The organism is Butyrivibrio sp., from assembly GCF_024699075.1.
This window is the reverse complement of sequence record NZ_JAILQF010000333.1, coordinates 1-24,539: the sequence shown is the minus strand read 5'-3', so window position 1 is coordinate 24,539 and position 24,539 is coordinate 1. Positions and strand designations below refer to the sequence as shown.

General features: G+C 38.1%; 23 protein-coding genes. 5 read left to right on the top strand and 18 right to left on the bottom strand.

Annotated elements, in window-relative coordinates; genetic code table 11:
* On the top strand, positions 1-1,217 hold a 1,217-nt coding region (locus K6G87_RS13420; RefSeq protein WP_296838279.1), incomplete at its 5' end, for an IS1380 family transposase.
* Positions 1,218-1,524: 307 nt separating this feature from the next.
* The gene (locus tag K6G87_RS13415; RefSeq protein ID WP_296838276.1) at positions 1,525-2,295 is read left to right on the top strand and encodes a helix-turn-helix transcriptional regulator; all 771 of its coding nucleotides are present in this window, start codon (positions 1,525-1,527) and stop codon (positions 2,293-2,295) included.
* Between the two features lie 23 nt (positions 2,296-2,318).
* Here the strand turns inward: K6G87_RS13415 and K6G87_RS13410 are convergent, their stop codons facing one another.
* The 9 genes from K6G87_RS13410 to K6G87_RS13370 all read right to left on the bottom strand — a co-directional run bounded on the left by K6G87_RS13410 (position 2,319) and on the right by K6G87_RS13370 (position 12,809).
* Positions 2,319-3,449 carry a glycerate kinase gene (locus K6G87_RS13410; protein ID WP_296838274.1) on the bottom strand — a complete coding sequence of 377 codons (1,131 nt, stop codon included), beginning with the start codon at positions 3,447-3,449 and terminating at the stop codon, positions 2,319-2,321.
* Positions 3,450-3,457: 8 nt separating this feature from the next.
* Positions 3,458-4,681, bottom strand: coding sequence for an FAD-dependent oxidoreductase (locus tag K6G87_RS13405; RefSeq protein WP_296838271.1), 1,224 nt, complete (start codon positions 4,679-4,681; stop codon positions 3,458-3,460).
* 14 nt (positions 4,682-4,695) lie between these two features.
* Complete coding sequence (locus K6G87_RS13400; protein ID WP_296838268.1) at positions 4,696-5,595, bottom strand: dihydrodipicolinate synthase family protein; 900 nt, start codon at positions 5,593-5,595, stop codon at positions 4,696-4,698.
* 66 nt (positions 5,596-5,661) lie between these two features.
* Positions 5,662-6,993 carry an enolase C-terminal domain-like protein gene (locus K6G87_RS13395; RefSeq protein WP_296838265.1) on the bottom strand — a complete coding sequence of 444 codons (1,332 nt, stop codon included), beginning with the start codon at positions 6,991-6,993 and terminating at the stop codon, positions 5,662-5,664.
* A gap of 25 nt (positions 6,994-7,018) precedes the next feature.
* Positions 7,019-8,431 (bottom strand): GntP family permease, encoded by a 1,413-nt coding sequence (locus K6G87_RS13390; protein WP_296838263.1) that lies wholly within the window; start codon positions 8,429-8,431, stop codon positions 7,019-7,021.
* 32 nt (positions 8,432-8,463) lie between these two features.
* Entirely contained in the window at positions 8,464-9,405 is a 942-nt protein-coding gene (gene garR / locus K6G87_RS13385; protein WP_296838260.1) for a 2-hydroxy-3-oxopropionate reductase, read from the bottom strand.
* Between the two features lie 414 nt (positions 9,406-9,819).
* Entirely contained in the window at positions 9,820-11,721 is a 1,902-nt protein-coding gene (locus tag K6G87_RS13380; protein WP_296838258.1) for a PrpR N-terminal domain-containing protein, read from the bottom strand.
* Between the two features lie 59 nt (positions 11,722-11,780).
* The gene (locus K6G87_RS13375; RefSeq protein WP_296838255.1) at positions 11,781-12,539 is read right to left on the bottom strand and encodes a ParA family protein; all 759 of its coding nucleotides are present in this window, start codon (positions 12,537-12,539) and stop codon (positions 11,781-11,783) included.
* Between the two features lie 15 nt (positions 12,540-12,554).
* Positions 12,555-12,809: a DUF6465 family protein gene (locus K6G87_RS13370; RefSeq protein ID WP_296838251.1), complete on the bottom strand. Its 255-nt coding sequence runs from the start codon at positions 12,807-12,809 to the stop codon at positions 12,555-12,557.
* A 181-nt stretch (positions 12,810-12,990) separates the two neighbouring features.
* Between K6G87_RS13370 and K6G87_RS13365 the strand changes: the two genes are divergently transcribed.
* Positions 12,991-13,215, top strand: a complete 225-nt coding sequence (locus K6G87_RS13365) for a hypothetical protein (protein ID WP_296838250.1) — start codon at positions 12,991-12,993, stop codon at positions 13,213-13,215.
* A gap of 151 nt (positions 13,216-13,366) precedes the next feature.
* Positions 13,367-14,323, top strand: coding sequence for a PstS family phosphate ABC transporter substrate-binding protein (locus K6G87_RS13360; RefSeq protein WP_296838247.1), 957 nt, complete (start codon positions 13,367-13,369; stop codon positions 14,321-14,323).
* A gap of 249 nt (positions 14,324-14,572) precedes the next feature.
* Here K6G87_RS13360 and K6G87_RS13355 read toward each other — a convergent pair whose 3' ends face one another.
* From K6G87_RS13355 to K6G87_RS13315, 9 genes are all read right to left on the bottom strand, one after another.
* The gene (locus tag K6G87_RS13355) at positions 14,573-16,330 is read right to left on the bottom strand and encodes a hypothetical protein (protein ID WP_296838244.1); all 1,758 of its coding nucleotides are present in this window, start codon (positions 16,328-16,330) and stop codon (positions 14,573-14,575) included.
* A gap of 284 nt (positions 16,331-16,614) precedes the next feature.
* Positions 16,615-18,057 (bottom strand): N-acetylglucosamine-specific PTS transporter subunit IIBC, encoded by a 1,443-nt coding sequence (nagE, locus tag K6G87_RS13350; RefSeq protein WP_330669861.1) that lies wholly within the window; start codon positions 18,055-18,057, stop codon positions 16,615-16,617.
* A gap of 43 nt (positions 18,058-18,100) precedes the next feature.
* The gene (locus tag K6G87_RS13345) at positions 18,101-18,583 is read right to left on the bottom strand and encodes a PTS sugar transporter subunit IIA (protein ID WP_296838242.1); all 483 of its coding nucleotides are present in this window, start codon (positions 18,581-18,583) and stop codon (positions 18,101-18,103) included.
* Positions 18,584-18,732: 149 nt separating this feature from the next.
* A complete protein-coding gene (locus tag K6G87_RS13340; protein ID WP_296838239.1) occupies positions 18,733-18,978 on the bottom strand; it encodes a DUF6171 family protein in 246 nt (81 codons plus the stop codon).
* Positions 18,975-20,462 (bottom strand): alpha-N-arabinofuranosidase, encoded by a 1,488-nt coding sequence (locus K6G87_RS13335; protein WP_296838238.1) that lies wholly within the window; start codon positions 20,460-20,462, stop codon positions 18,975-18,977. The genes K6G87_RS13340 and K6G87_RS13335 overlap by 4 nt, the downstream gene beginning before the upstream one ends.
* A gap of 642 nt (positions 20,463-21,104) precedes the next feature.
* Complete coding sequence (locus tag K6G87_RS13330; RefSeq protein WP_296838235.1) at positions 21,105-21,533, bottom strand: DUF488 domain-containing protein; 429 nt, start codon at positions 21,531-21,533, stop codon at positions 21,105-21,107.
* A gap of 1 nt (position 21,534) precedes the next feature.
* The gene (gene hcp, locus K6G87_RS13325) at positions 21,535-23,184 is read right to left on the bottom strand and encodes a hydroxylamine reductase (protein ID WP_296838233.1); all 1,650 of its coding nucleotides are present in this window, start codon (positions 23,182-23,184) and stop codon (positions 21,535-21,537) included.
* 76 nt (positions 23,185-23,260) lie between these two features.
* Complete coding sequence (locus K6G87_RS13320; protein ID WP_296838230.1) at positions 23,261-23,839, bottom strand: hypothetical protein; 579 nt, start codon at positions 23,837-23,839, stop codon at positions 23,261-23,263.
* Positions 23,839-24,057, bottom strand: a complete 219-nt coding sequence (locus K6G87_RS13315; RefSeq protein WP_110073646.1) for a DUF1858 domain-containing protein — start codon at positions 24,055-24,057, stop codon at positions 23,839-23,841. Before K6G87_RS13315 ends, K6G87_RS13320 begins: the two co-directional genes overlap by 1 nt.
* A gap of 98 nt (positions 24,058-24,155) precedes the next feature.
* On the opposite strand from K6G87_RS13315, the gene K6G87_RS13310 reads away from it, so the two are divergent.
* On the top strand, positions 24,156-24,539 hold a 384-nt coding region (locus K6G87_RS13310; protein ID WP_296838227.1), incomplete at its 3' end, for a Crp/Fnr family transcriptional regulator.

Below are 24,539 nucleotides of genomic sequence, written 5' to 3'. Positions count from 1 at the left end.
AACTGCACTTTGATAAGCTGATAGGCAGTATATTTCACACCAATGGTTCTTCAAACCTGATGACTCACAAGGACGATGAAAATCTTCTGCAGGTCATCTACCAGATCTTCGCAGCATACTATGAAGATGACTGTGCAGATGAACTTACCAATGATCCGATCCTTACTGCGGTCCTTGCAAAGGAAGCACTGGCTTCACAGCCGACGCTATCTCGCTTTTATAACCGCATGGATAATGACACCCTGAGACAGTTTGATGCTCTTATGAAGGCAATGCGTAAGATTGTCTATACAATCAAACGCCCTGAATTTATCCTTCTTGATCTGGACTCAACACTGCTTGACACATACGGCAAGCAGGAAGGTGAGGATTTCAACTATCACTACCAGAAGCATGGTTATCATCCTCTTGTCTGCTATGACGGTCTGACCGGAGATCTTTTGAAGATTCAGCTCCGTGATGGTGCTACTTACTCAAGCAAAGGTGTTGCAGATTTCTTAAGGTCGGTTCTTGAGGAGCTTTCATCAATGGAGTTTGCACCTGAGCTTTCTCTTCGCGGGGACAGCGGCTTTGCCACTCCTGAATTATGCGAATTGTGTGAGGAAGACAATTACAAAGTCTCCTATGCAATCCGACTGAAGATGAACTCTACACTGACATCTCTTGCTAAAGCCGAAGATGATTTGCTCTTCAAAATAACCAAAAATAATGCAGTTGATTATGCTGTTGTATATGGTGAGTTTTATTATCAGGCCGGAACTTGGACTAAACCAAGAAGGGTTGTTTTTAAAATCGAGAAGCCCTACAACCAGATAACTCACATGTATACTTTTGTTGTTACAAACATGACTGCAGATATACAGTCGATAATCAAGTTCTACTGCGGCCGAGGCAACATGGAGAACTTCATTAAAGAGAGCAAAAACGGATTTGATTTTGGGGCTGTCAGCAGCCACTCAAAACTCGTCAATGCAAACCGTCTTCAAATCCATGCGCTTTCTTACAACATATTCAATTGGTTTAAACGGCTGGCTCTGTGTGCTTCCATGAGGAAGCAATGTGCAGATACAATCCGTTTGAAACTGATCAAGATTGCCGTTAAGGTAATCAGATCAGGTAGATATATTTATTTCAAGCTGTGTAGCAGTTGCCCTTATATATCTGAGTTTCATGAAACTCTAACAAACATAAGCAGCCTACAGCCACAGCTGGAATAGCAACTAATAATGTACCTTGATAACTTAAAAATCTGTATTTCTGATACATAGGGATAGTCTACCCTTTTTTAGGACTAAATCCCGCCTGTTTTGGGCATCCATTTCAAAAAATCGGATTATGGATCAGATTTCAGGAAATTAAGTTGTCATGAATAATTCAGGGTTAGTTACTATTCCTGCAAGAATGAGTTAATTATATTGACTATAAATAGAGGCTGATATAATATTTTTATATCTAATATCACATTTTGTTTGTTTTGTGCTTTTTGTATAGATTTTAGAAATTTATCGGGGGATTTTAGTAATTATGAACAATGATAATCATTTCTTTTTCTCTGAAACAGCTTCAAATGCTGATGAATACACTGATATGTACGCCAATATTTTACAAAATCAACAAGTGATTCTTAATGCCATATCAGCAGGGAACGCAGAAGCTGCTTTATCAGTGCTTGAAGACTGGGTTCCCCATTATGAAAAGAGAACAACAGCTACATTTACAGGTACACTTCTTGGAGACAGAAAAATGCAAGGTCAGATGCTTTTATCTCTGATAATCCACCAGGGCTTCTTACTCCTTTTACCCGTAAACAGACTCTTTCTGATCTTCAGCAAATACACTCATGGATATCTGGATGCAGATTCGATCAAGGACTTCTATAAAGTCACCACAAATCTTATAACAGAAGTATGCGACCTTGTTCTTACCAACAATGCCATAGGAACAACTGCGATCGTAAGAAAAGCAAGCCGCTATATAAACGAAAATATCACAAGACCTTTAACAGAAGATGAAGTTGCAGAACATGCAGAAGTTTCTGTAAGCAGACTAAATATACTTTTTAAAAACGAGATAAATTGTACAGTCTATAAATATATCATGCATAGAAAAATGAAGCTTGCCTGCTTCTATTTACTGGAAAGTTCAATGAGCGTTGCTGAGATCTCACATGAACTCTCCTTTGCATCCTCAAGTCACTTTGGCAAGCTCTTCCGTCAGTACATAGGAAAAACTCCGACAGAGTATAGAAACTCATCTTCCGGATTTAGTACGGAAGCCATGTTGCCGGAGTTTTGATATTCATATTCTTATATCATTTTTTACATTAGCAACCTGAATATTTGCTCAACGGTTGCCTGCATATTTTTCACTGCATTAGTCTTATCCATTGCTTCTTCAAGACTGGATGCAGATCTTATGATTGAAAAAAAGGCATCAATTCCTTCGTCATTACAATTTACAGCATCATCCGTAACTGAACCTGCTACAGCGATCACCTTGCAACCATGTTTCTTTGCAAGTCTTGCAACACCTACAGGGACCTTCCCCATGGCAGTCTGCCCATCAAGACGTCCCTCTCCTGTAACAACAACATCTGCATCAACCAGCAGTTTTTCTAAAGATATGGCATCCAAGACGATTTCTATGCCAGGTTTTAAAGATACATTTTTGAAAAAAGTTTTAAAAGCAAAGCCCAATCCACCTGCAGCTCCAGTTCCTGGAACATCATCATTATGAACTCCGAATTTTTCATCAACTGTCATGGCAAAGTTTCTAACTATTTTATCCATGACAGCTTTTTCTTCTTCCTTTACTCCCTTTTGCGGTCCGAATACATATAATGCGCCATTTGTACCATATAAAGGATTTTTGACATCGCAAGCAATATTAAAATGACAAAGTTCCAGTCTTTCATCAACGCTGCTTAAATCTATCTTGTCAACTTTATCAAGATTTTCAAATTCCAAGGAAAGAAGTTGTCCACAAGAATCATAAAATTTATATCCAAGCGCCTGAAGCATACCAAAACCAACTTCTGTGGTTGCACTTCCGCCGATTCCTATAATGAACTCCCTGCATCCTCTTTCCATGGCATCTTTTATCATCTCGCCAAGTCCATAACTTGTTGCTTTCCATGGATCAAGTTTATCTCTGTCAACAAGAGTAATACCTGCTGCCTCTGCCATTTCGATAACTGCAGTTTTATTATCAGATAGTATTCCATATCTAGCAGTAACTTTTGATCCTAAAGGTCCTGTGACTTCTATATCCACGAATTGTCCGCCAAGTCCGGATATAAGTGCCTGCGTTGTACCTTCACCTCCATCAGCCAAAGGCATTACTGTAACTTTATGATTTCCTGCTTTTAGTATACCTGCCTTTGCTGCTTCCCCGGCTTCCATTGAAGTCAGGCTTCCTTTAAATGAATCAATTGCAACTACAATTTTCATACCTACTCCTATCTGCTTAAATTATCTAGATATTTAATAATTCCATATGCGGCCCTCTTTGCTTCACAAGCTGCATGAACAACTGTATTAGAGCCATGAACCACATCTCCTGCTGCAAATACTCCGGGAACTGTTGTCATACAGTTTTCATCTGTTATGAGCAGCCCTTTATCATTTGCTTTCAGATCATCTGTTGTCAGAATAAGCTTATTTTTAGCAACCTGGCTTATCGCTATAATAGTTGAATCTGCCATGATCTGAACAGTATCTTCTTCATAGCCTATTACTTTATCATTTTCATCAAATCTTGCAATTTTAAATACCGGTCCCTTATCTGTAATACTATCTATATCATATCCAAATTCGAACCTTGCACCATCAAATCTGGCGAATTCCAGCTCATCATTACTTGCTGCGATTCTTTTACTCCTCGCATATAACGTAACTTCTTTGGAACCATGTCTTATAGCTGTTCTGGCTACATCCATTGCAACATTTCCCATTCCTATTATAGCCACTTTTGATCCCAGCCTGAAAGCATCAGGTTTGGATAAATAAGCGATTCCATAATGAACATTTGAAAGACTCTCCCCAACTATTCCAAGAGTTTTAGGTCTCCAAACGCCTGTAGCAACAAATACAGCTTTATAACCATCTCTGAACAGATCATCTATTTTGAGAGCTCCGCCGAGAACTGTATTAGGACGAACCTTGACATTAAGCTTATCCAGTACTTCTTTATATTTGTCGACCAGATTATTGGAAAGCCTGAACTCCGGTATACCGTATCTAAGCATTCCTCCAATTGCCTCTTTTTCCTCAAAAATAGTTATTGGATAACCTTTCTTTGCCAGAAGAATTGCTGCAGTAAGCCCGGCAGGACCACTACCAATTATAGCAATCCTGTCTTTTTTGGGGCCTTTGGTTTCAGCTTCAAATTTATCCAGATAAGAATCACTTATATATTTTTCTATCTCGTAGAACTGTACCGGACTTGCCTTCCTTCCAAGAACGCAATGTCCGGCACACTGTGCTTCGTGATCACAGATAATAGCACATACTGCAGACATAGGATTATTTTCAAAAAGCTGCCGCTCTGCTTCCGTTCGATCACCACTCTTTATCAAACTTATAATTTGAGGGATATTAGTGTGAATCGGGCAGGCTTCCATACACATAGGTTTCTTACATTGCAGACAGCGATTTGCTTCAGTCATCAAATGAATTCCCATAGTGTTGTACTTTTTTATAATAATCCTGCTTTAGACATCTCTTCCTTTATTTTATAAAGAACAGGGCCTTCCGGTGTCTTTAAATTAGGCTTATATGGTTCACCGATTTTATTTCCTCTAAGATTAGCCATATCTTTAGAAGCTACAGGGAAACTGGCTTTGTCCATTGAAAGTCTAACAGGATTTAATTTAAATTGTGCCTCTAATGCACCCTTCAGATCGCCTTCTATATACTTATTGTATACATCAGTGATCATTTCCGGCATAAAATTAGCAGATGTGCAGACTCCGCCTACAGCACCGTGACAAAGGGATGCATACAAAAGAGTATCTTTACCGCCGAATACCTTAAAGTCTACATCTCTTGTTCTTCTGATAAATTCAGAAGTCTGAGTTATATCACCACTTGTGTCCTTCATGCCAACAATGTTCTCAACTTCATGAGCCAATTTTTCAACTAGATCTCCGGACATTGTATAACCAACTCTTCCAGGATTGTTATAAAGAAGAACAGGTGTATCAGGAACAGCATCTGCAATTGTCTTAAAATGCAGGAATAACTCTGTTTCGTTTGGCTTTAAAAACATTGGCTGTAAAATAGAGATTCCTGATGCTCCGTTTTCTTTAGCCATCTTTGCAAGACGAACACACTTCTTTGTGCTGATGGCACCGATTCCAAAATAAATCGGTACACGTCCTGCCGCCTGATCAACCATGATTTGAAGACCACGTTTCATCTCGTCTTCTTCAATCATATAAAATTCGCCATTACTTCCAAATGCAAGGATTCCTTTAACTCCTCCATCTATAACAAAGTCAACCTGGCGTCTCATAGATTCCTCATCTATAAGCTCATTTTCATCTATTGGTGTAATTATAGGCACTATTACACCCTTCAAAAAATCTATATTCATAAAATCTCCTACAATTAATTTTTAATATTTTCCTGCCATCAAAAATCCTAAACTCTAGCCATGGTATCAACGTACAAGACAAGGCTTCTTGTTATCAAACTTCCATCCCGGAATAAGATATTGCATTCCTACAGAATCATCTCTTGCGCCAAGATTATTATCTACATAAAGTTTATTTGCTGCCTTGATCTGTTCCATATCAACTTCAATACCCAGACCGCCTTTGGCCGGGAGTTCAATACATCCATCTTTGATCTGCATAGGTTCTTTAGTTAAACGCTCAAGTCCTTCCTGCCAGATCCAATGTGTATCGATACCATTCATCTTTCCTGGAATTGCTGCTGCACATTGAACAACCATTGCCAGTGAAATGTCAAAATGATTATTGGAATGACATCCCCACATAAGGCCAAAGTCGTTGCACAGCTGACCTACACGTACTGAACCGTTCATTGTCCAAAAATGAGGATCTGCAAGAGGAATATCCACGCTTCTAAGAGAAATGCAATGGCACATCTGTCTCCAGTCTGTATTGATCATGTTTGTAGCAGTTGGCATTCCTGAATCCCTCTTAAACTCAGACATGATTTCACGACCAGAAAAACCATTTTCTGCTCCGCAAGGATCTTCACAATAAGCAAGTACCTTTTTAAGTTCAGGTGCAATTTCAAGCGCTTCCTTAAGAGACCACGCTCCATTAGGATCAAGATCAACTCTTGCATTTGGAAAAGCATCTTTTATAGCCTGAACAGCCTTAAGTTCTTCTCTTGCTTCGAGCACACCGCCCTTTAATTTAAAATCTTCGAAACCATATTTTTCATGAGTTGCCTTTGCCTGGGCAACAATTGCTTCTGGTGTAAGTGCCTCTTCATGACGTATCCTGTACCACTCACAATCAGAATCTTCCTCTGAAGCATATGGCAGATCAGTTTTCTTTCTGTCTCCTACATAGAAGAGATAACTTAAAAAGCGAACCTTCTGTCTCTGAATTCCATCTCCCATAAGTGCTGCTGCCGGAACATTTAAATATTTTCCCAAAAGATCAAGACAAGGAGCTTCAACTGCTGTAAGGACATGTACTCCTGTACGCAGATCAAAAGTCTGTAAGCCTCTTACATCATCTTTTATATTGCTATCAAGCCACTTCTTTATCTTTGTAAGAGTCTGTTTATAATCTGCAATACTTGTGCCAACAACAATATCTTTGACCTGTTCAAGAGCGTCGGTTATCTTCTTTCCACCCGGAACTTCTCCTACACCAGTCTCTCCGTTGTCAGCATGTAAAATAACTATATTTCTGGTAAAATATGGTGCATGTGCGCCGCTCAAATTAAGCTCCATACAGTCACGTCCTGCAACCGGCCACACTTCCATTTCAGTAATAATTGGCACTGCCATCTTTATATCCTCCATCCAAATCAATTTATTTTATAAATAACCCAAGTATCAGTAATTCAATAATGCCAACGGCTGCCATTATTAGTGATATTGCTGTTTTACATCTAACCTGATCTTTTAGTTCTTCAACTCCAAACATTCCGTTCCATACCCAGAATCCACTATCATTGAAATATGAAAATGATATTGCACCTACGCAGCAGGAAATAGCCATAAGAAGAGGACTAACTGAGATAACCCCAATAAATGATGCCGAAAGTGATGCAGCGGTTGTAATAGCTACAGTAGCTGAACCAAGTGCAATTCTCATAAGTGCTGCAATAATAAAAGGAATGAGGATAACAGGAATAGGCCATCCAAGTACAAGCTCTCCAAGAGCATCACCAATACCTGAAACCTTAATAACATTACCAAGTGAACCACCTGCTCCTGTAATAAGCATTATGATACCTGTACTTTTAATAGCATCATCCATAATAGAAAGAGTAACCTTCTTATCTGCACGTCCCATAAGGCCATATATAGCAATTATTGTACCAATTCCAAGAGCTATAACAGGTTCTCCAATAAACTTAAGACAACAAACATCTATATCAAAAAGTCCAAGAACGGTATTTGTAAGTATAAGAATAAGTGGAATCACAATAGGAGCAACTGAGATAAATAATCCTGGAAGATTCTTATTACTAACCAGCATATCCAGTTCTTCCATTGATTTAATATATTCTTCTTTGAATTCTTTACGTTCAAATCCACCATTGTCATTTGGAATCTGATAAATTTTCTTACCTATATACTTACAATATAAAACTGCTACAATAAGCATTGGAACTGAAACTAATGCACCCACAACAATCATCTGTCCAACATCTACTCCCAGCATACTTGCTGCAGTAGTAGGTCCTGGAGTAGGTGGTACAAGGCAATGTGTAAGCTGAAGTCCAGCTGCCATTGCAAGTGCAAGACCTATTAGAGATTTTCCTGTAACCTTTGAAATTGCCTTACAAAGTGGTGCAAAAATTACAATAGCAGAATCTGCAAATACCGGAATAGAAATAAACCATCCTGTTATGGCAAGAGCCCATTCTTCTTTTTTCTTGCCAACAGCCTTAATAAATGAATAAGCCATTCTCTCTGCAGCTCCGGATTTTTCCAGAATACCGCCCATCATAACTCCAAGTCCTATGATAATTCCGGTACTTTTTAAAGTATTACCAAAGCCATTCTTTATGGCAGTAACAAGACCTGTTGTTGTTTCTGTTGAACCATCCGCCAATGTATTTGTAACATCAACAAGTGGCATTCCACCCACAATACCCGTAACGACGCATGCTACTAATAATGCTATAAATGTATGTACCTTTGTTTTAGATACAAGAAAAATCATAACAATAATACCTATAGCAAGACCCAGAAGCATTCTAGTTGATTCGCTCATTAAAAATGTTCCTCCCAATATTATCAAGTTTTTTACTTTTCTACAGAAGTATCAGAAATCTTCTCATAATAACGAACAATTGCACTGTGATCTTCTACTGCACAGCCATCATTCTTAAGAGACTGCATGATCTCCATAACCTGAGATGTAAGTGGAAGTGCTGTATCTGTAGCATGAGCTGCATTAATTGCATTGGCCAGATCCTTAATGTGAAGTTCGATTCTAAATCCAGGCTTGAAATTATGAGCCATCATCATTGGCGCTTTAGCATCAAGAACAGTAGAACCTGCAAGGCCACCCCTAATTGCCTTGTATACAAGCTCCGGATCTGCTCCATTTTTTACTGCAAGTGTAAGCGCTTCTGAAACAGCAGCAATATTAAGAGCTACAATAACCTGATTAGCCAGCTTGGCAACGTTTCCAGAACCAAGATCTCCAACATATACAACAGAACCTGCCATTGCCATTAAAAGATCATAATATTTGTCGAAGTTCTCTTTAGTTCCTCCAACCATTACTGAAAGAGTTCCATCAATTGCCTTTGGCTCACCACCACTTACTGGTGCATCCATCATTTCAACACCCTTTTTAATAAGCTCCGCTCCAATTGCTTTGCTTTCTACAGGATCAATAGAGCTCATATCTATTACTATTGTTCCAGGCTTTGCTCCATCAATAATTCCATTTTCTCCAAGACATACTTCCCTAACCTGTGGCGAATTTGGAAGCATTGTAATAATTACATCGCACTGTTTAGCTACTTCCATTGCACTGTCTGCACCAGTTGCACCGGCAGCTACAAGTTCTTCAACAGCAGCTTTGCTTCTGTTATTTACAACCAATTCGTATCCAGCCTTTAATAAATTTTTGCTCATAGGCTTTCCCATAATTCCAAGTCCTATAAATCCAATCTTCATTTTGTATTGCCTCCTTCTTAAAAAAAGATTTGTGAATGAGTTTTTAACTATGCCCATTCTAACGTTTGCTATCCATGCAAACTATTGACCAAAAGGCCAATAGAAATCACGATTTTTATATATAATGTTTCTTGTTTCATATATGAAATATAAATATTTCAAACATTTCAATTTGATTCACATTATCTGGACGTTTTTATTCTTATCACTAGTAGTGAATCGGCATTTGAAATCATTTGAAATGATAATAAAGCATTTTGTTTCACAAATGAAAGCTTTTCTAAAGCAAACAAATTCTATGCGTTTTTTACAGCAAAATAGACAGTCCGCTTTAGCTGTCTACCTGTATTTGGGCAACAAAATAGGCAGTCCTTTAAGACTGCCTATCTGTATTTTGGGCAACAAAATAGACAGCCCTTTAAGACTGCCTATCTTCATTTATTTACGATTAAAACCAATCATCTGAACTGTTTATCCGTCTATCCCCAGCTTCTTAAGTTTTCTCCATAAAGTTGTTGTGCTGATTCCAAGCTCATTAGCAATCCTTTTACGATTACCATTATATTTGAGCATAAGATCTTCCAAATGTCTGGCCTCATGCTCCTTATATATTACAAGCTTTTTTTCGCTATCATCATTTAATACATCAGGATAAAGCTGTTGATAGGTCTTAAGGATCACTCTCCCATCAATGGTCCTTTTATCCGCAACAACAACGACTCTTTCACAAAAGCTTCTAAGCTGAACAATATTCCCCGGCCATGAAAACTCTTTTATTCTTTCAATTGCATCATCACTTATTTTTAAGTATTTATTATACTGTTTTGAAAGTTCTTTTATGCTTACTTTAAAATAATATTCAAGATCCTCGATCCTGTCTTTTAAATATGGAATCTCCAGTGTTAATCCATGCAATTGATAAAACAATTCTAAATTAAACTCATTGTTTTCGATTTTCTTTATTAAATTTTTTTCTGAAAGTGCGATTATTCTTGCATCAAATTCGTCCATTGAACGAATATCCGTACTTCGTGTTTTATTAAAATTTATGCTCCTAAGCAGCTGACTTTGTGCCTGCCTTGAGAGTTTATCAATATTTTTTATAAAAAGAGTACCATGATTGGCCCTTGCAATAGCAGATTCTGTCCTCTTGGAGATATCTTTTCCCATTAAGTCTCCAAATATAAGCTCTACCTGCTGAGCATCGCTAAGTCCGTCTACATCCACTGTAACAAAAGAACAAGCCTTCCGAACGCTATTATTATGTATTGCTTCTGCAAAAATTTCTGCCTGATTACCTACACCTGAATAGATAAGTACAGGCTTTGAAGAAAGAGCATATATCTTAGCCAGTTCAATCTGTTCTTTCATCTCATCATCAATACTAATAATATCTTTAAAAGTTTTTTCCGCAACAAAGCCATTTTTTATAATATCCATATGGCTTAGGTTGTTTTTAGGAATATTACCTCCCAGCTTTTGAACAGAAATAATTGCCCCGGTAATTTTATCATCATATTGTATAGGTGCAATCAACAAAATCCAGGATTGTTTTTTTACACTGATAGTAGTTGTGTAATTCTCATGTTCCCCGCACAAAACTTTATCCACGGCATTTCTATCAAATTCCGGAACGAGCTCAAAAAGATCAGAACCAATTGCGTTCTCATCATTATTTTTAAGCATGGATTTTGCAAGATTATTTATAGCAATAATCTGATGGTTCTTGTTTATCTTGATAATTCCACTAAATGAATTATCCATAACAGTTGTAAACTGGGCTACATTCTGCTTTTCAATTTCAATTGCTTTGGAAATACGCCGAGCTTCTTCAATTGCACTATATATCGATTCGAAGGTTGATTTATACAAAAGAGTCGGATAGCCCATTTGCTCAGCTTCTTCACATATGACATTACCCCCGATGATCAGATCTACATTAAATTGCGCCAGCTTCTTTAATGCAAGAACACATTCTTCAATCTGATTAATTGTAATAACATGCAGATTTACATCGAATAATTCCTCTAGCATATCAAGATTTCCAAGCATATTTGGAAAAGCTATAAGACCTATACACGGTCTCTTATTCTTGATCATTTCCTTAGCTTTTTTTATTAAAGCCCCAACTTCCTGTGCCTGGAATTTGATAGCAACCGTAGGAATACTGGTATAAGTTTCTATAAGAACGTGCTGATATCCTCTTGCAACAATTATATCTGCTCCGGCATTTATTGCATTTCTGGCCTCGCTAATTGCATTCACAGTTTCAATACGCTTTTTAAAAACTATCTCATTTTTTATTTCTGAAGGCATATCTGAAACAATTTCCAGCATATACTCTTCCGGAAACAATAACGCAATATTTGGCATAGCACATCCTTAATCTTTCAATTTTGCTTAATTAATTTCATATTTGCTATTTGGTATTTTTACTGGTTTACAACTTCCCTTGCAAAATCAAGATAGTCAAGACAGGTATTGCATTTAGGAGCATAATCTATAAGGAGCTTTTTCTGCTCCTGAGCTTCCTTAGTCTTAACGCACTCTCTTATTACTGTCTTAAAAAGGCAGGTGCCCATCTCATTAGCACTTGTTTCTATAGATTCTCTTGTATCACGCTCAAGATTTGATCTTCCTGCATATCTTACAAGTAAAAGACCAGCTATGGAAAGATTCTTGTTCTGTCTTCTCTTTACAGCCATGATCGTATCATAGAGCTGCCTTATACCCTGCATGGCATATGCATCTGCAGTCACAGGGATTATGACCTTATCTGCTGCAATAAGACAGTTATACAAAATGATATTAAGTGAAGGTGCAGTATCTATAACAATATATTCATATCCATCAAGCTCTTCAAGCGCATCCTTAAGTCTGTAGAACCCTTCCACATCACCATCAAGCATCTTCTCGGCTTTTACAAGCAGAGGATCTGATGCAACTATATCTCCATTTGGTGTATGCTGGATTGCTTCAGTTATAGGAAGCTTATCTGAGTCTATCATTACGTCATATAAAGTTGCTACATCTTCGATCTTTGCATCATAAGTACTTGTGCTATTGCCCTGAGGATCTGCATCTATCAAAAGAGTCTTTGCTTCTTTGGATAGGATTCCTGCAAGATTAGTTGCTGTTGTACTCTTACCGATACCACCTTTTTGATTAGCTACAACGAATACTGTTGCCATATTATCCCCTCCCCGTTAAAAATCTATACTGCCGCTTACAGTATCGTTAACCACATAGAATATTTTCTGTTCCTCGGGTTTAATATAGACATCGACCTTATCAAAGTCAGCATCCTTAAATCCCTTTGAAAGCATGTCACTTTTAATGACTGAAAGTATATCATCAGTTGCTCGTTCCTTGCTTCCAAACTGCACTACAATGTTCTTTTTTGCCGTAGCAAAGCCTCCGGCAATTTCATTAGCTCTCTCAACACTACTTTTTCTGGCCATTGTTCTCCTCCTATATCAAATCTATAGTATCTATTTTATTCGTTTTATCGATAAATGCAAATCATAATTTATGAATTGTCTAAGCACTATTTTTGTTTGAAATAACATCAAAAAGCAGTTCCTTATATGATTATCTCATGCTATAATCTTACAAAATCATTTTTATTGGGGGGACAATTTTATGGAAACAATTGTTTTATATTTTTTAATGTTCGGGATTCCTGTCGGGATTTTGGCCGGTTTCATCTACTCTATTTACAAATACAGACTTGCAGACAAAAATGATAAAACGCACAGAAGAGCCTATTTGGCTATTAGCATCTTTTTAGGCATAGCTCTCTTTTGTATTCTTTTAATATACTTTTCTATCTATGTACTTTTATCTTTAATGATTGAAAATATGTGAGGTTTATCATGAGCGAAAAAAAATATTATATGATACTGTTACTGATAACAGTACTAGGATTAGCCAGCCTTACAGCCTTGCTTATATTTTCATATGTGCTATATAAAGACTGCTCTATCATCTCATATGTGGCTAACAGGGGGTGATAAGATTGAAACTTAAAAATCAGCTGATCACAATCACTGCTTTCATCCTTCTCTATGTCATCTTAAATGTCATGTGCTATAACATAGTCACTAAAAGATACTTTAATAATCAAAGTAGTGAGATGAAAAGCCGTTCTATTAATGTATCAGATTATCTTCCATTTGAAGAAGATTCGCAAATAGTACACATTGAAACAGATGTAAAGCTTACAGGTGACCTTCCTGTTATTGACGGTGCAGCAGCTCTTTATCCGGTATTCTCTTCTTTTGTTGATGCCATCTATCCTAGTGATAGCGTCATATTTGACGGCACAGACTTCACATCTGACAGTGCACTTAAGTATCGCAATACGAGAGGTGCTTACAAGGCAGTCGTAGACGGTGATGCAGATATAGTATTCTGCGCCGAGCCCTCTAAAGAGCAGCTTGAATATGCCAAAGAGCAGGGCGTTGAGCTTACATTTGTTCCTATCGGCTATGAAGCTTTTGTCTTTATTGTGGGCCAAAATAACCCTGTTGATGATCTTACCGTAGATGAAGTCAAAGGATTGTATTCAGGCAGTATTACAAACTGGTCTGAAGTCGGCGGTGATGACCGCTTAGTTGACGCTGTTCAGCGTAATGTCGGAAGCGGAAGTCAGACAGCCATGCTGGCCTTTATGGACGGAGTTGAAATGCACCGCTCATTAAACGGAATCTTAACAGGAAGGGCTATTGGTTTTTCTTTCAGGTATTATGTGCAAGGACTTAATAAGAATCCTGACGTCAAGATACTATCAATAAACGGAATATATCCTGATGAAGAAAATATAGCAAATGGAAGCTATCCAATAACAAACTATCTCTACGCTGTATATGACTCTTCCAATGACAATCCTAACATTCAGGTTGTTATGGATTTTGTCCTCTCAGACGAAGGGCAACAGATAATAAAAGAAAGCGGATATGTACCGCTTCAGTAACCCATACTGATAGTTAGTACAAAAGTAGCATAGTTAACATAAATTGATTATTTATCAAACTTTATACTCTACAAAAAATCCCTTGCAAATTTGATATCTTGGGCAACCTGTAAATATGATTTTACGACAGGAAAATCCTTTATAGGTTACCTAAGATGATCAACTTGCAAGGGATAAATCTTATTATAATAAAGTATGAAAATTCAGCGAAGAATTCTCGTAACAGTCGTGTGAGGCTTCACTTAGTTATTATTGATTAGTTGCAGCAGCCTCAATTGATACTACTACACCATCTTCAAGTGTGATCGTAACCATATCTCCTACTTCGAAATCATCTGTATAATCTTCTGATGTTTCAAAGGTTACAGATTTACTTTCCATATCTCCTGATGGCATTTCGCCTGATGGCATCTGGCCATTCATTTCAGGCATATCAGATGCATCAAATGATGCTCCATCAGAAGGAATATCAGAAGGTTTTTCGCCTGAAGGCATCTGTCCTGATGGTTTTTCACCAGATGGCATTTCACCTGACGGCATTTCGCCTGATGGCATTTCGCCTGATGGCATTTCGCCTGATGGCTTTTCTCCGGACGGCATATCTCCTGGAGGCATTCCCATACCATCTTCACTTGATAAGCCACTACCGGAACCATTCTCCATATCAGGAGCTTCGCCTGACGGCATACCACCACCTGGCATACCTGACACTTCAAGTGTTATAGAATCTTCGCTTATCTCTGTAATAGTACCTGTATAAGTATTTGAACTAAGCTCATAAGATGATCCTTCTACAGAACTTCCTGTGCTGGCAGTTCCCTCTTCATAAAGCACGCCATTTACATAAAGGTTATAGTCATTAAGCTCAATCGCATCTTCATCGCAAGTAAGTGATGTAATATAAGAATCCCCTGTAAGACTCCATGTACTGTCATCATCAAGACTTACATATACAGATCCCTGTTCGGAGCTTGTGTTAATAGCACCGTCATATGAAGAACCGTCTGCAAGGTACATATTAAGGCTTGATACAGAATCTACAGTTATTGCTCCATCAATGTCCTGGCTTGTAGCATTTAATGTTACGTTACCACCATTTGAACCACTGCTTCCCCATGCATCAGCTGCTGCTCTTAAGAAGTCTCCATCAGCATATGTAAAGTCAACATCAGAAAGATTTATAGTACATGTAGTATTGGTTACAAAGAACATGTGGCCATTATTTGAAGTCATGCTTCCACCTGTCATGGTAAAAGAGGATGTGCCTTCAGAAGCATCTCCTGACATAGACTGATATATAAGTACATTCTTGTATTCATCAGATTGAGAATTCTTGGTATTATTACCTGTTGCCGATACATTTGTAAGACTTACACTATTACCGCCCTCTACAACGACAGCTTCAGATGTTGTTGCCTTAAGGGTTGCATTAGATACAGAAATGTCTGCTGTTGAATATATTGCAGGTGAACCGGAACCTGATGTTGAATAAGTTCCTCCTTCAACATTTACATCTCCGCCGCCTCTGTCACTTCTGATAGCTGCAGATGAACCGCCTGATGTAGTAATAGTCAGATTACTTGCATTCATCGTAGCTCCGCCGGTTGTCATGATACCGCCGGAATTATTGGAGCTTGTTGTAATTGTTGTATCAGATACATTTACAACAGTCCCTTCGCCATAGCTGAATACACCATTGGCATGAGCTCCATTTGTAGTTACTTTGGAATCTGTAATTGTAAGATTTGCGCCATTTGTAGCAAGTATGGCTGCATTTTCTCCATAAAAGTCAGCATCGTCTCCTGAAGAATCACCTGTTTTATTAACGGTGATATTATCAAGTTTTACTGTATCACCATCTACTAAAATTGCATTCTCGCCATCCGTAGAATTTGTATAGCTCTCACCTTCAACGTCAGATGATACTGATACAGCATAAGCAGAAACAGATGCAGTTGCGACAAGGCTTGCACCAAGTACGCCCATTAAGATTTTTTTATTTTTCACTATCCCTCTCCATTTCCTGGGGTTGCCCCCATATACAAAACTTTTGTTGTATTAATAGTAAATGGCGAAGTTAAATTATACCTAAAACTGTGAACTTTATTTCACAATTTAACTATATTCTGTTTAAAAGGCATATTCTATTTCATTCAATAACATTAAATAAAAGGTGCGGCGGCTAACTCACGACTAAAGTCACGAGAATGCGCCGCCGCAACTTTCAAACTCGGCACACCAAAAAATCCCTTGCTCAAATCGCAAGGGATTTTTAATGCGCTATGTTTGAATTACAGCATCTTCTTGATTTCGTCGTATACGAACTGAACCTTGGTTCCAACTACAACCTGGACAGTTGTCTTGGATGGACGAATAACACCAGCAACTCCGGCTTTCTTGATCTTCTTTTCATCAACCTGAGTATAATCACTTATCTCAGCACGAATTCGTGTTGCACAGTAATCAATATCAGTAATGTTGTCTTTGCCGCCAAGTCCTTCAATAATACACTGAGCAGTAGCTGTATAATCATCATTTGAAAGTTCTACGTCATCTTCAGTCTCCTCATCATCTTCAGCACGTCCCGGAGTCTTAAGATCGAACTTTGTAATAACTAATCTAAATATTACATAATAAATAACTGCAAATACAAGACCTACAGGAATGAGCATCCATGGATTCACAGCCATAGGAGCCTTAAAGCTTAATATCCAGTCAACAAGACCTGCTGAGAAGTTGAATCCAATTCTGAAAGGAAGAAGTGAACATACAATTGCAGAGACACCAGTAAGAACAGCGTGTACAAGATAAAGACCTGGTGCCATAAACATAAATGCAAATTCCAAAGGCTCTGTGATACCTGTAAAGAATGAAGCAAGTGAACCTGCAAACAATAATGATGCTGCAGCTTTTTTCTTGGAATCCTTAGCTGTGTGATACATTGCAAGAGCTCCAGCCGGAAGACCGAACATCATAACAGGGAAGAAGCCTGTCATATACTGACCTGTAACACCCTTTACTGCTCCATCTGCGCCTGACCAGAAGAGACCCAGATCATTGATTCCTGCTGTATCAAACCAGAATACAGCATTAAGTGCATGGTGAAGTCCAAGTGGAATAAGTGCTCTGTTGAGCATTGCGTAGATACCTGCACCTACAGCACCAAGACCAAGGATTGCTTTACCAAAAGCTACAAGAGCTGAGAAGATAACAGGCCATACAAAGTAAAGAATGACAGCTACAAGAACTGATACAACAGCTGTTACTATAGCAACACATCTCTTGCCGCTAAAGAATGCCAGCCAGTCAGGTAGCTTTGTATCTTTAAATCTGTTATAGCAGGAAGAACCTATAATACCTGAAAGAATACCTATAAATGCATTGCTGATCTTGCCAAATGCAGCAGGAACCTCTTCAGCAGAAACACCCAGGTACATTGCTACAGCGCCTGTACTAAGAAGCGTTGTGATCATAAGAAATGAAACAAGACCTGCAAGAGCACTGGTTCCATCATGATCCTTGGCCATACCTACAGATACGCCAATAGCAAACAGAATCGGGATCTGGTCGATGATAGCCGACGCAGCCTTAATAAGGAAAGCTGCCACAATACTGTTGGCACCCCAACCTGTTGGATCAATCCAATATCCGATACCATAGAGAATACCTGCTGCAGGAAGAACCGCTACAGGAAGCATCAGAGATTTACCGATCTTTTGTAAATACTTCATCATACTTTTGTCCTCCTTAGATATAATTAAATTGTAAAAACAATTATTACTTACTTAAGAGAATTGCAGCATCGCCGGAAGTTACGGCGCCGGTCTTTTTTTCAAGACCTGAAAATTTGGAATGATTAGATATAACCATAGGAGTAATTATTTCATATCCTGCACTCTTTACTCCTTCAAGATCCACTTCTACTATAAGATCACCCTTTTTAACTGTATCGCCCTGCTTAGCACGGATTATATAATGCTCACCTTTAAGTTTTACTGTATCAATACCTATATGTACCAGCACCTCAGCCCCATCAGCCGTATTAATGCAGAAGGCGTGTCCTGTTGGAAAAAGAGCTACAAGAGTTCCATCGCAAGGTGCATAGAATTTGCCATCAGAAGGAATTATCGCTACTCCCTTTCCCACCATTTCCTGGGCAAAAGTAGGATCACTGACCTGACCTATTGGAACAATCTCTCCACTTACAGGCGATGCAATTTCAATTTTATTACTCTGGAAAAGTTTATCGAAAAGCCCCATTTTTTGATCCTCCCCTTATCAAATTTTTCATAAAAAAGAAAAAAATCAGGTCTTACTTCCCATGTGTAAAACCTGATTTTCTATTACTATTAATATAACGCTATATCGTTTTTTAATCAATCTAATATGACAGTTTTCAAGAATATATCCTACCACCTTTTTACAGGGCACTTTGCATCTATCTTCAAAGCTCTTATTTCCACATAACAGCCACATTTAAGACAAGTTGCTTCCAATAAACTGTCGCACTCTCTGCATACATCAAGCCTTTTATTATACAAAGAATCAGATGCTCTCTCATTATCAGAAAGAAGCTCACGTGTTTTTTGCACGTGAGCATAAATATCTTCCTTGCCCGCAAGTTCATTTAAAAGGCATCTCTTGCATTTATTCATGAAAGACTAGCCTCAAATGAACATACAGAGTTTTTAGGAAGAGTTGTATTAAAACTTGTTCCATCGCTGCTTAGCTCTGCTTTAACTTCGCATATACCTACAGTTTCAGGATTTTCAAATGTGTTATAATCTCCTGCATCTCCTGTTACGCATCTTCCTGATACGCTACTTGCCTTAAGTCCTGAAAGCATTATATTAACATCACAAGCTTCGCTCTCAGAAAGGTTAACTACAGTAACTAAAACCTTTCCATCCTTCTCGCTGGCTGATACATTAAGACGAGGAACCTTAAGCTCTTCTTCATCATTTAAGATATCTGAATCAACGTAGCTTTCAAGATGTTTAGCATTCATATGCTTTTTATACAGATCATATACATGATAAGTTGGTGTCAGAACCATCTTCTCGCCATCTGTAAGGATCATAGCCTGAAGTACATTGATCATCTGAGCGATATTGGTCATTACTACAGTATCACAGTGGTTATTGAAGATATTAAGGTTAATACCTGCAAGAACAGCATCTCTTACAGTATTCTGCTGATAAAGGAATCCAGGATTAGTTCCATCTTCAACATCAAACCAGGTTCCCCACTCATCGATTATAAGACCGATCTTGTGATCATCTGTCTCATACTGCTTGATGATATTACTATGGTTATTGATCATAGTATCCATCTTAAGTGTGTTATGAAGAAGTCGATAATATTCATCCTTGGTGAATCCTGTAGCCTTACCCTTATTGTTCCATTCATAGGTTACTGTATAGTAATGGAATGTAATAGCATCGATCATGTTGCCTGCACGCTCACATACAGTCTTGGTCCAGTTATAGTCAGGCCCGTTACTTCCTGAAGCAATCTTATAAATAGGATGCTCAGAATCATAATTTCTCATATATGTAGCGAATTTTCTGGCTTCATCAGAATAATACTCGGCATTCATATTGCCGCCACAGCCCCATGCCTCATTACCGATTCCCCAGTATTTGATATTCCAAGGATCCTGACGTCCATTTTCACGTCTTAAATTAGCCATAGGTGATATGCCGCCCATGTTACAATACTCGATCCAGTCAGAAAGCTCCTGAACAGTACCGCTTCCAACATTACCGGACAGATATACATCACAGCCAAGCTGCTCTGCAAATTCCATGAATTCATGAGTACCAAAAGAGTTATCCTCTGTTACACCGCCCCAGTTAGTATTTACAATAGTCTTTCTCTGCTCCTTGGGACCGATTCCATCCTTCCAGTGATAAGTATCCGCAAAGCATCCTCCTGGCCAGCGAACAAGCGGAACCTCGATATTCTTAAGAGCCTTCATTACATCAGTTCTTACGCCATTTACATTAGGAATATTATCCTCATCTTTAACATATATTCCTTCATAAACACAGCGTCCAAGATGCTCTGTGAACTGACCGTAAATATTCTTATTGATAGTGCCCTTACTTACTTTGCCATTAACAATAATGTGATTCATCTTTTTCCCCCTCGGTAAAATTAGTAACTCAATTCATCTTACTATCAGCATGACCAAAAAACAATGATAGAATGCCAAAAAATCCAGATTTTTACTTGTATCTAGCGATAATTAATACATACAACCTTGGCAAAAAAATGGTCAATTTCACTTCACATTTTCTTCATATCTGATTTAGGCATCATTTAGGTTTACTTATTATCATTAAGCACATAAAGAACAGCACACGTTCTTTACCCTACAAATTTTTTTCATAATACTTTGGCTATCCTCCCCTCGGATAGCCTCCTCCCAAAAATTCGAGCCAGGACAAATGTCCTGGCCTTTATATATTTGATTGTATTATCTCTTGCAATTTGATAGCCAACAGCCTGTAAAGAATTTCCTTGTCTTAAAACTCTTATAATTCAAGGCATAATATCTGTAATTTTATATTCTGGGATCCAAACTCGCTTACGCTCAAACAGGTGGATCCCAAACAGAATATAAAATTCCATCTATTAAGCTCTTGAATTGAATAAGATTTTTAAAGAACGCGAAAATTCTTTACAGGCTGCCCTGGCCATCAAATTTGCAAGAGATAAAAGTACTTATAAAGTAAGAAGTCATTTAAACATATGATCAACATTCGATAATTATTTTTTAACTGATGATTTTTATAATCCAGTCTTTTAGTATAACAGCCTGATTCATCTCTTTGTCTCTGGCTGCAAACAACAAAAGGACATCATCTTCTTTAAGTTTATCCAGAACCAGCATTTTAAAATTCTGAGCATATACACTATTGTTGAGTTCATCTATATATCTTCTTCTAAACTCATCAAATCTATCCTGATCGTGACCGAACCACTTTCTAAGCTCATTTGAAGGTGCAGCTTCTTTTGCCCAGTAAAATGGTTCAAGCTTTTCTTTATTTATTCCTCTTGGCCAGAGCCTGTCAACCAATATGCGGTATCCATTTGTATAAGGAATAGCCAGATTTTTTTGCGTATTATATAAAACATCATCTGAATACATCTTGATCGCCTTTACAAGATCGTACACCCGCATGGTTTTTAGCTTATGCTTCATTTTACTTTGATTCTCCAAAGAACAGTTCAAGGTCATCTTCAACGGTTCCTATTCCTGCGATTCCAAAGTTATCAACAAGTACCTTTGCAACGTTAGGAGACAGGAATGCCGGAAGTGTAGGTCCAAGGTGAATATTCTTAACTCCAAGGTATAATAGGGCAAGAAGAACTATAACTGCCTTCTGTTCATACCAAGCAATATTGTAAACAATAGGAAGGTCATTCACATCATCAAGTCCGAATACTTCCTTAAGCTTGAGTGCTATAAGAGCAAGTGAATATGAGTCATTGCACTGACCTGCATCAAAGACTCTTGGTATTCCTCCTATGTCGCCAAGGTTAAGCTTATTATATTTGTACTTTGCACAGCCTGCTGTCAGTATTACTGCATCCTTTGGAAGCTTTGTAGCAAATTCTGTGTAGTAGTCTCTTGACTTCATTCTTCCATCGCAACCTGCCATAACTACAAACTTCTTTATAGCGCCGCTCTTTACAGCATCGACAATTTTATCAGCAAGAGCGAACACCTGCTCATGAGCAAATCCGCCGACAATAGTACCTTTCTCTATCTCCTCTGGAGCCTTGCACTTTAGAGCCTGTTCTATTATAGGTGAGAAATCTTTGACCTGACCATACTCTCCGTCTATATGTCTGCATCCAGGGAATCCTGTAGCACCTGTTGTCCAGAGTCTGTCCTTATAGCTTGCTGCAGGAGGTACTATACAGTTAGTTGTCATAAGGATAGGTCCGTTAAATTTCTCAAATTCTTCCTTCTGCTTCCACCATGCATTACCATAGTTACCTGCAAAATGAGGATATTTCTTAAATGCCGGATAATAGTGGGCAGGAAGCATCTCTGAATGAGTATATACATCAACTCCGGTTCCCTTAGTCTGCTCAAGAAGCTGTTCAAGGTCCTTAAGATCATGACCTGAAATAAGGATACCAGGATTATCTCTAACTCCTATATCAACTGTAGTAATTTCAGGATTGCCATAAGCACCTGTATTTGCAGCATCAAGAAGTGCCATTCCATCTACGCCGTATTTACCTGTTTCAAGTGTAAGTGCCACAAGATCGTCAACACTTAAACTGTCATCAAGAGTCTTGGAAAGTGCCTTTTGAAGGAATGCATCTATTTCTTCGTTATCTTTTAATAAAGCATTTGCATGCTTTGAATATGCAGCAAGTCCCTTTAAGCCATATGTGATAAGCTCTCTGAGTGAGCGGATATCCTCATCTTTAGTTGCAAGAATTCCTACTTCTTTGGACATAGCCTTTTGAGCATATTCGCTCTTATTTCCATTCCATGTTGCTGCATCCGGTAATCCTGTTTTATCTTCAAGTCTTTCAAGAAGCTCTTCTTTTACTGACAAAGTCTTATTTATTTTCTCAATCAAAGAGTCATTATCAAAGTTAGCATTTGTAATTGTGGCAAAAAGATTTACAGATACGATATGATTAACTGACTCATCTATATCCTTGCCCTCTTCTCTAAGTCTTGTTGTAACAACTGATAATCCCTTGGTTACATATATGAGAAGATCCTGAAGAGCTGCAACTTCCGAGCTCTTGCCGCACACACCTGCCATAGTACATCCGGTTCCCTTTGCTGTCTCCTGACACTGATAACAAAACATACAATTTTCCATAGTCTTAACCTTCTTTACCTTTATATATTTATTGTATTTATACCTTCATAGTCTTACTTAGAAGATAATAATTACTTTATTTACTAATTGAATAGTGGAATGAATCTTTCATTGAAAGACTAAGTCCTGTCCCTTCAAGCATTCCGTCCATAACTGACTTTCTTATCTGATAATAGTCCTTAGTATTACTGCCAAAAGAAGCTGCGTGGACATCCTGTGTCATCTCCCATGTAAGGCTATCTGCTGAGCTGTCAGTGATCTGATTAACGTGATCACAGGGCATACCGTTTACGAAGAAATTTTCAAAAGCCTGATAGGCATCAGTTGCAAGAATACCTTCATCAAGACTGTTTTCCTCACCAAATTCAAAAGCTGTTTCCTTGATCTTTGAAAGTCTGTCTTCTCTGCCTTCAAGAACAGTTCCAAGAAGATCTGAATATCTGCCCTCAGCATAGCCTATAGCACTCTGAAGCCAGCCGTGAATATTGTCTTCATCAATTGATGTTTCAAGATCAGGAAGATCATATACATAATCAGATGTATCGCTTATCCAGCCCTCACTTACGCTAAGCTGTGCTATCTTTTTGGTAAGTTCTTCCTGTTTTTTGATCTTGTCATATAACCAGAAATGAATAGGTCCTAAAAAATCGCTCATCAGACAGCCTCTCTTCCTTCTATCATTGCATTTAATGCATCAACTACTGGCTCTGCATCAAGGCCATGTACAGCGCATGCATCAGATAATGATTCTGCCTGTGATGCAGGGCATCCAAGGCAGTGCATTCCTATACCCATAAGGATATCTGCACTTTCAGGATAAGTATTTACGATCTCTCCTATCAGAGTGTCTCCATTTACAAATGTATTAGCCATTTTTATACCTCCAAAATATTTGTTTCTTGAATTTATGTTTGCATTTTAATATAATCCAAATAACAATTATGTTGTTGCAACAACAAAAGGAGATTTTTATGAATTATTTTTTCCTGAGTAATACACCTCTTTTTCACGGGATTAAAGAAAATGAGATCAAAGGGCTTTTAAACTGTCTTTCAGCCCATGAAAAGACCTATAAAAAAGACGAACTTATCTTAAGAGCAGGGACAAGTGTTCATGAGATAGGTCTTGTTGAAGAAGGCAGTGTTAACGTCATGGTGAATTTCTACTGGGGCACCAGCAATATTTTCGGACATATAGAAAAAGGAGCTATCTTCGCCGAAAATTATGCTGCAATTCCCGGCAAAGAGCTCCTTTGTGATGTTGTTGCACAAGAAGATACCACTGTGCTGTTTCTCGATTTTACTAATATTATTACTACCTGCAAAAAATCCTGCAGTTTTCATAACAGACTGATT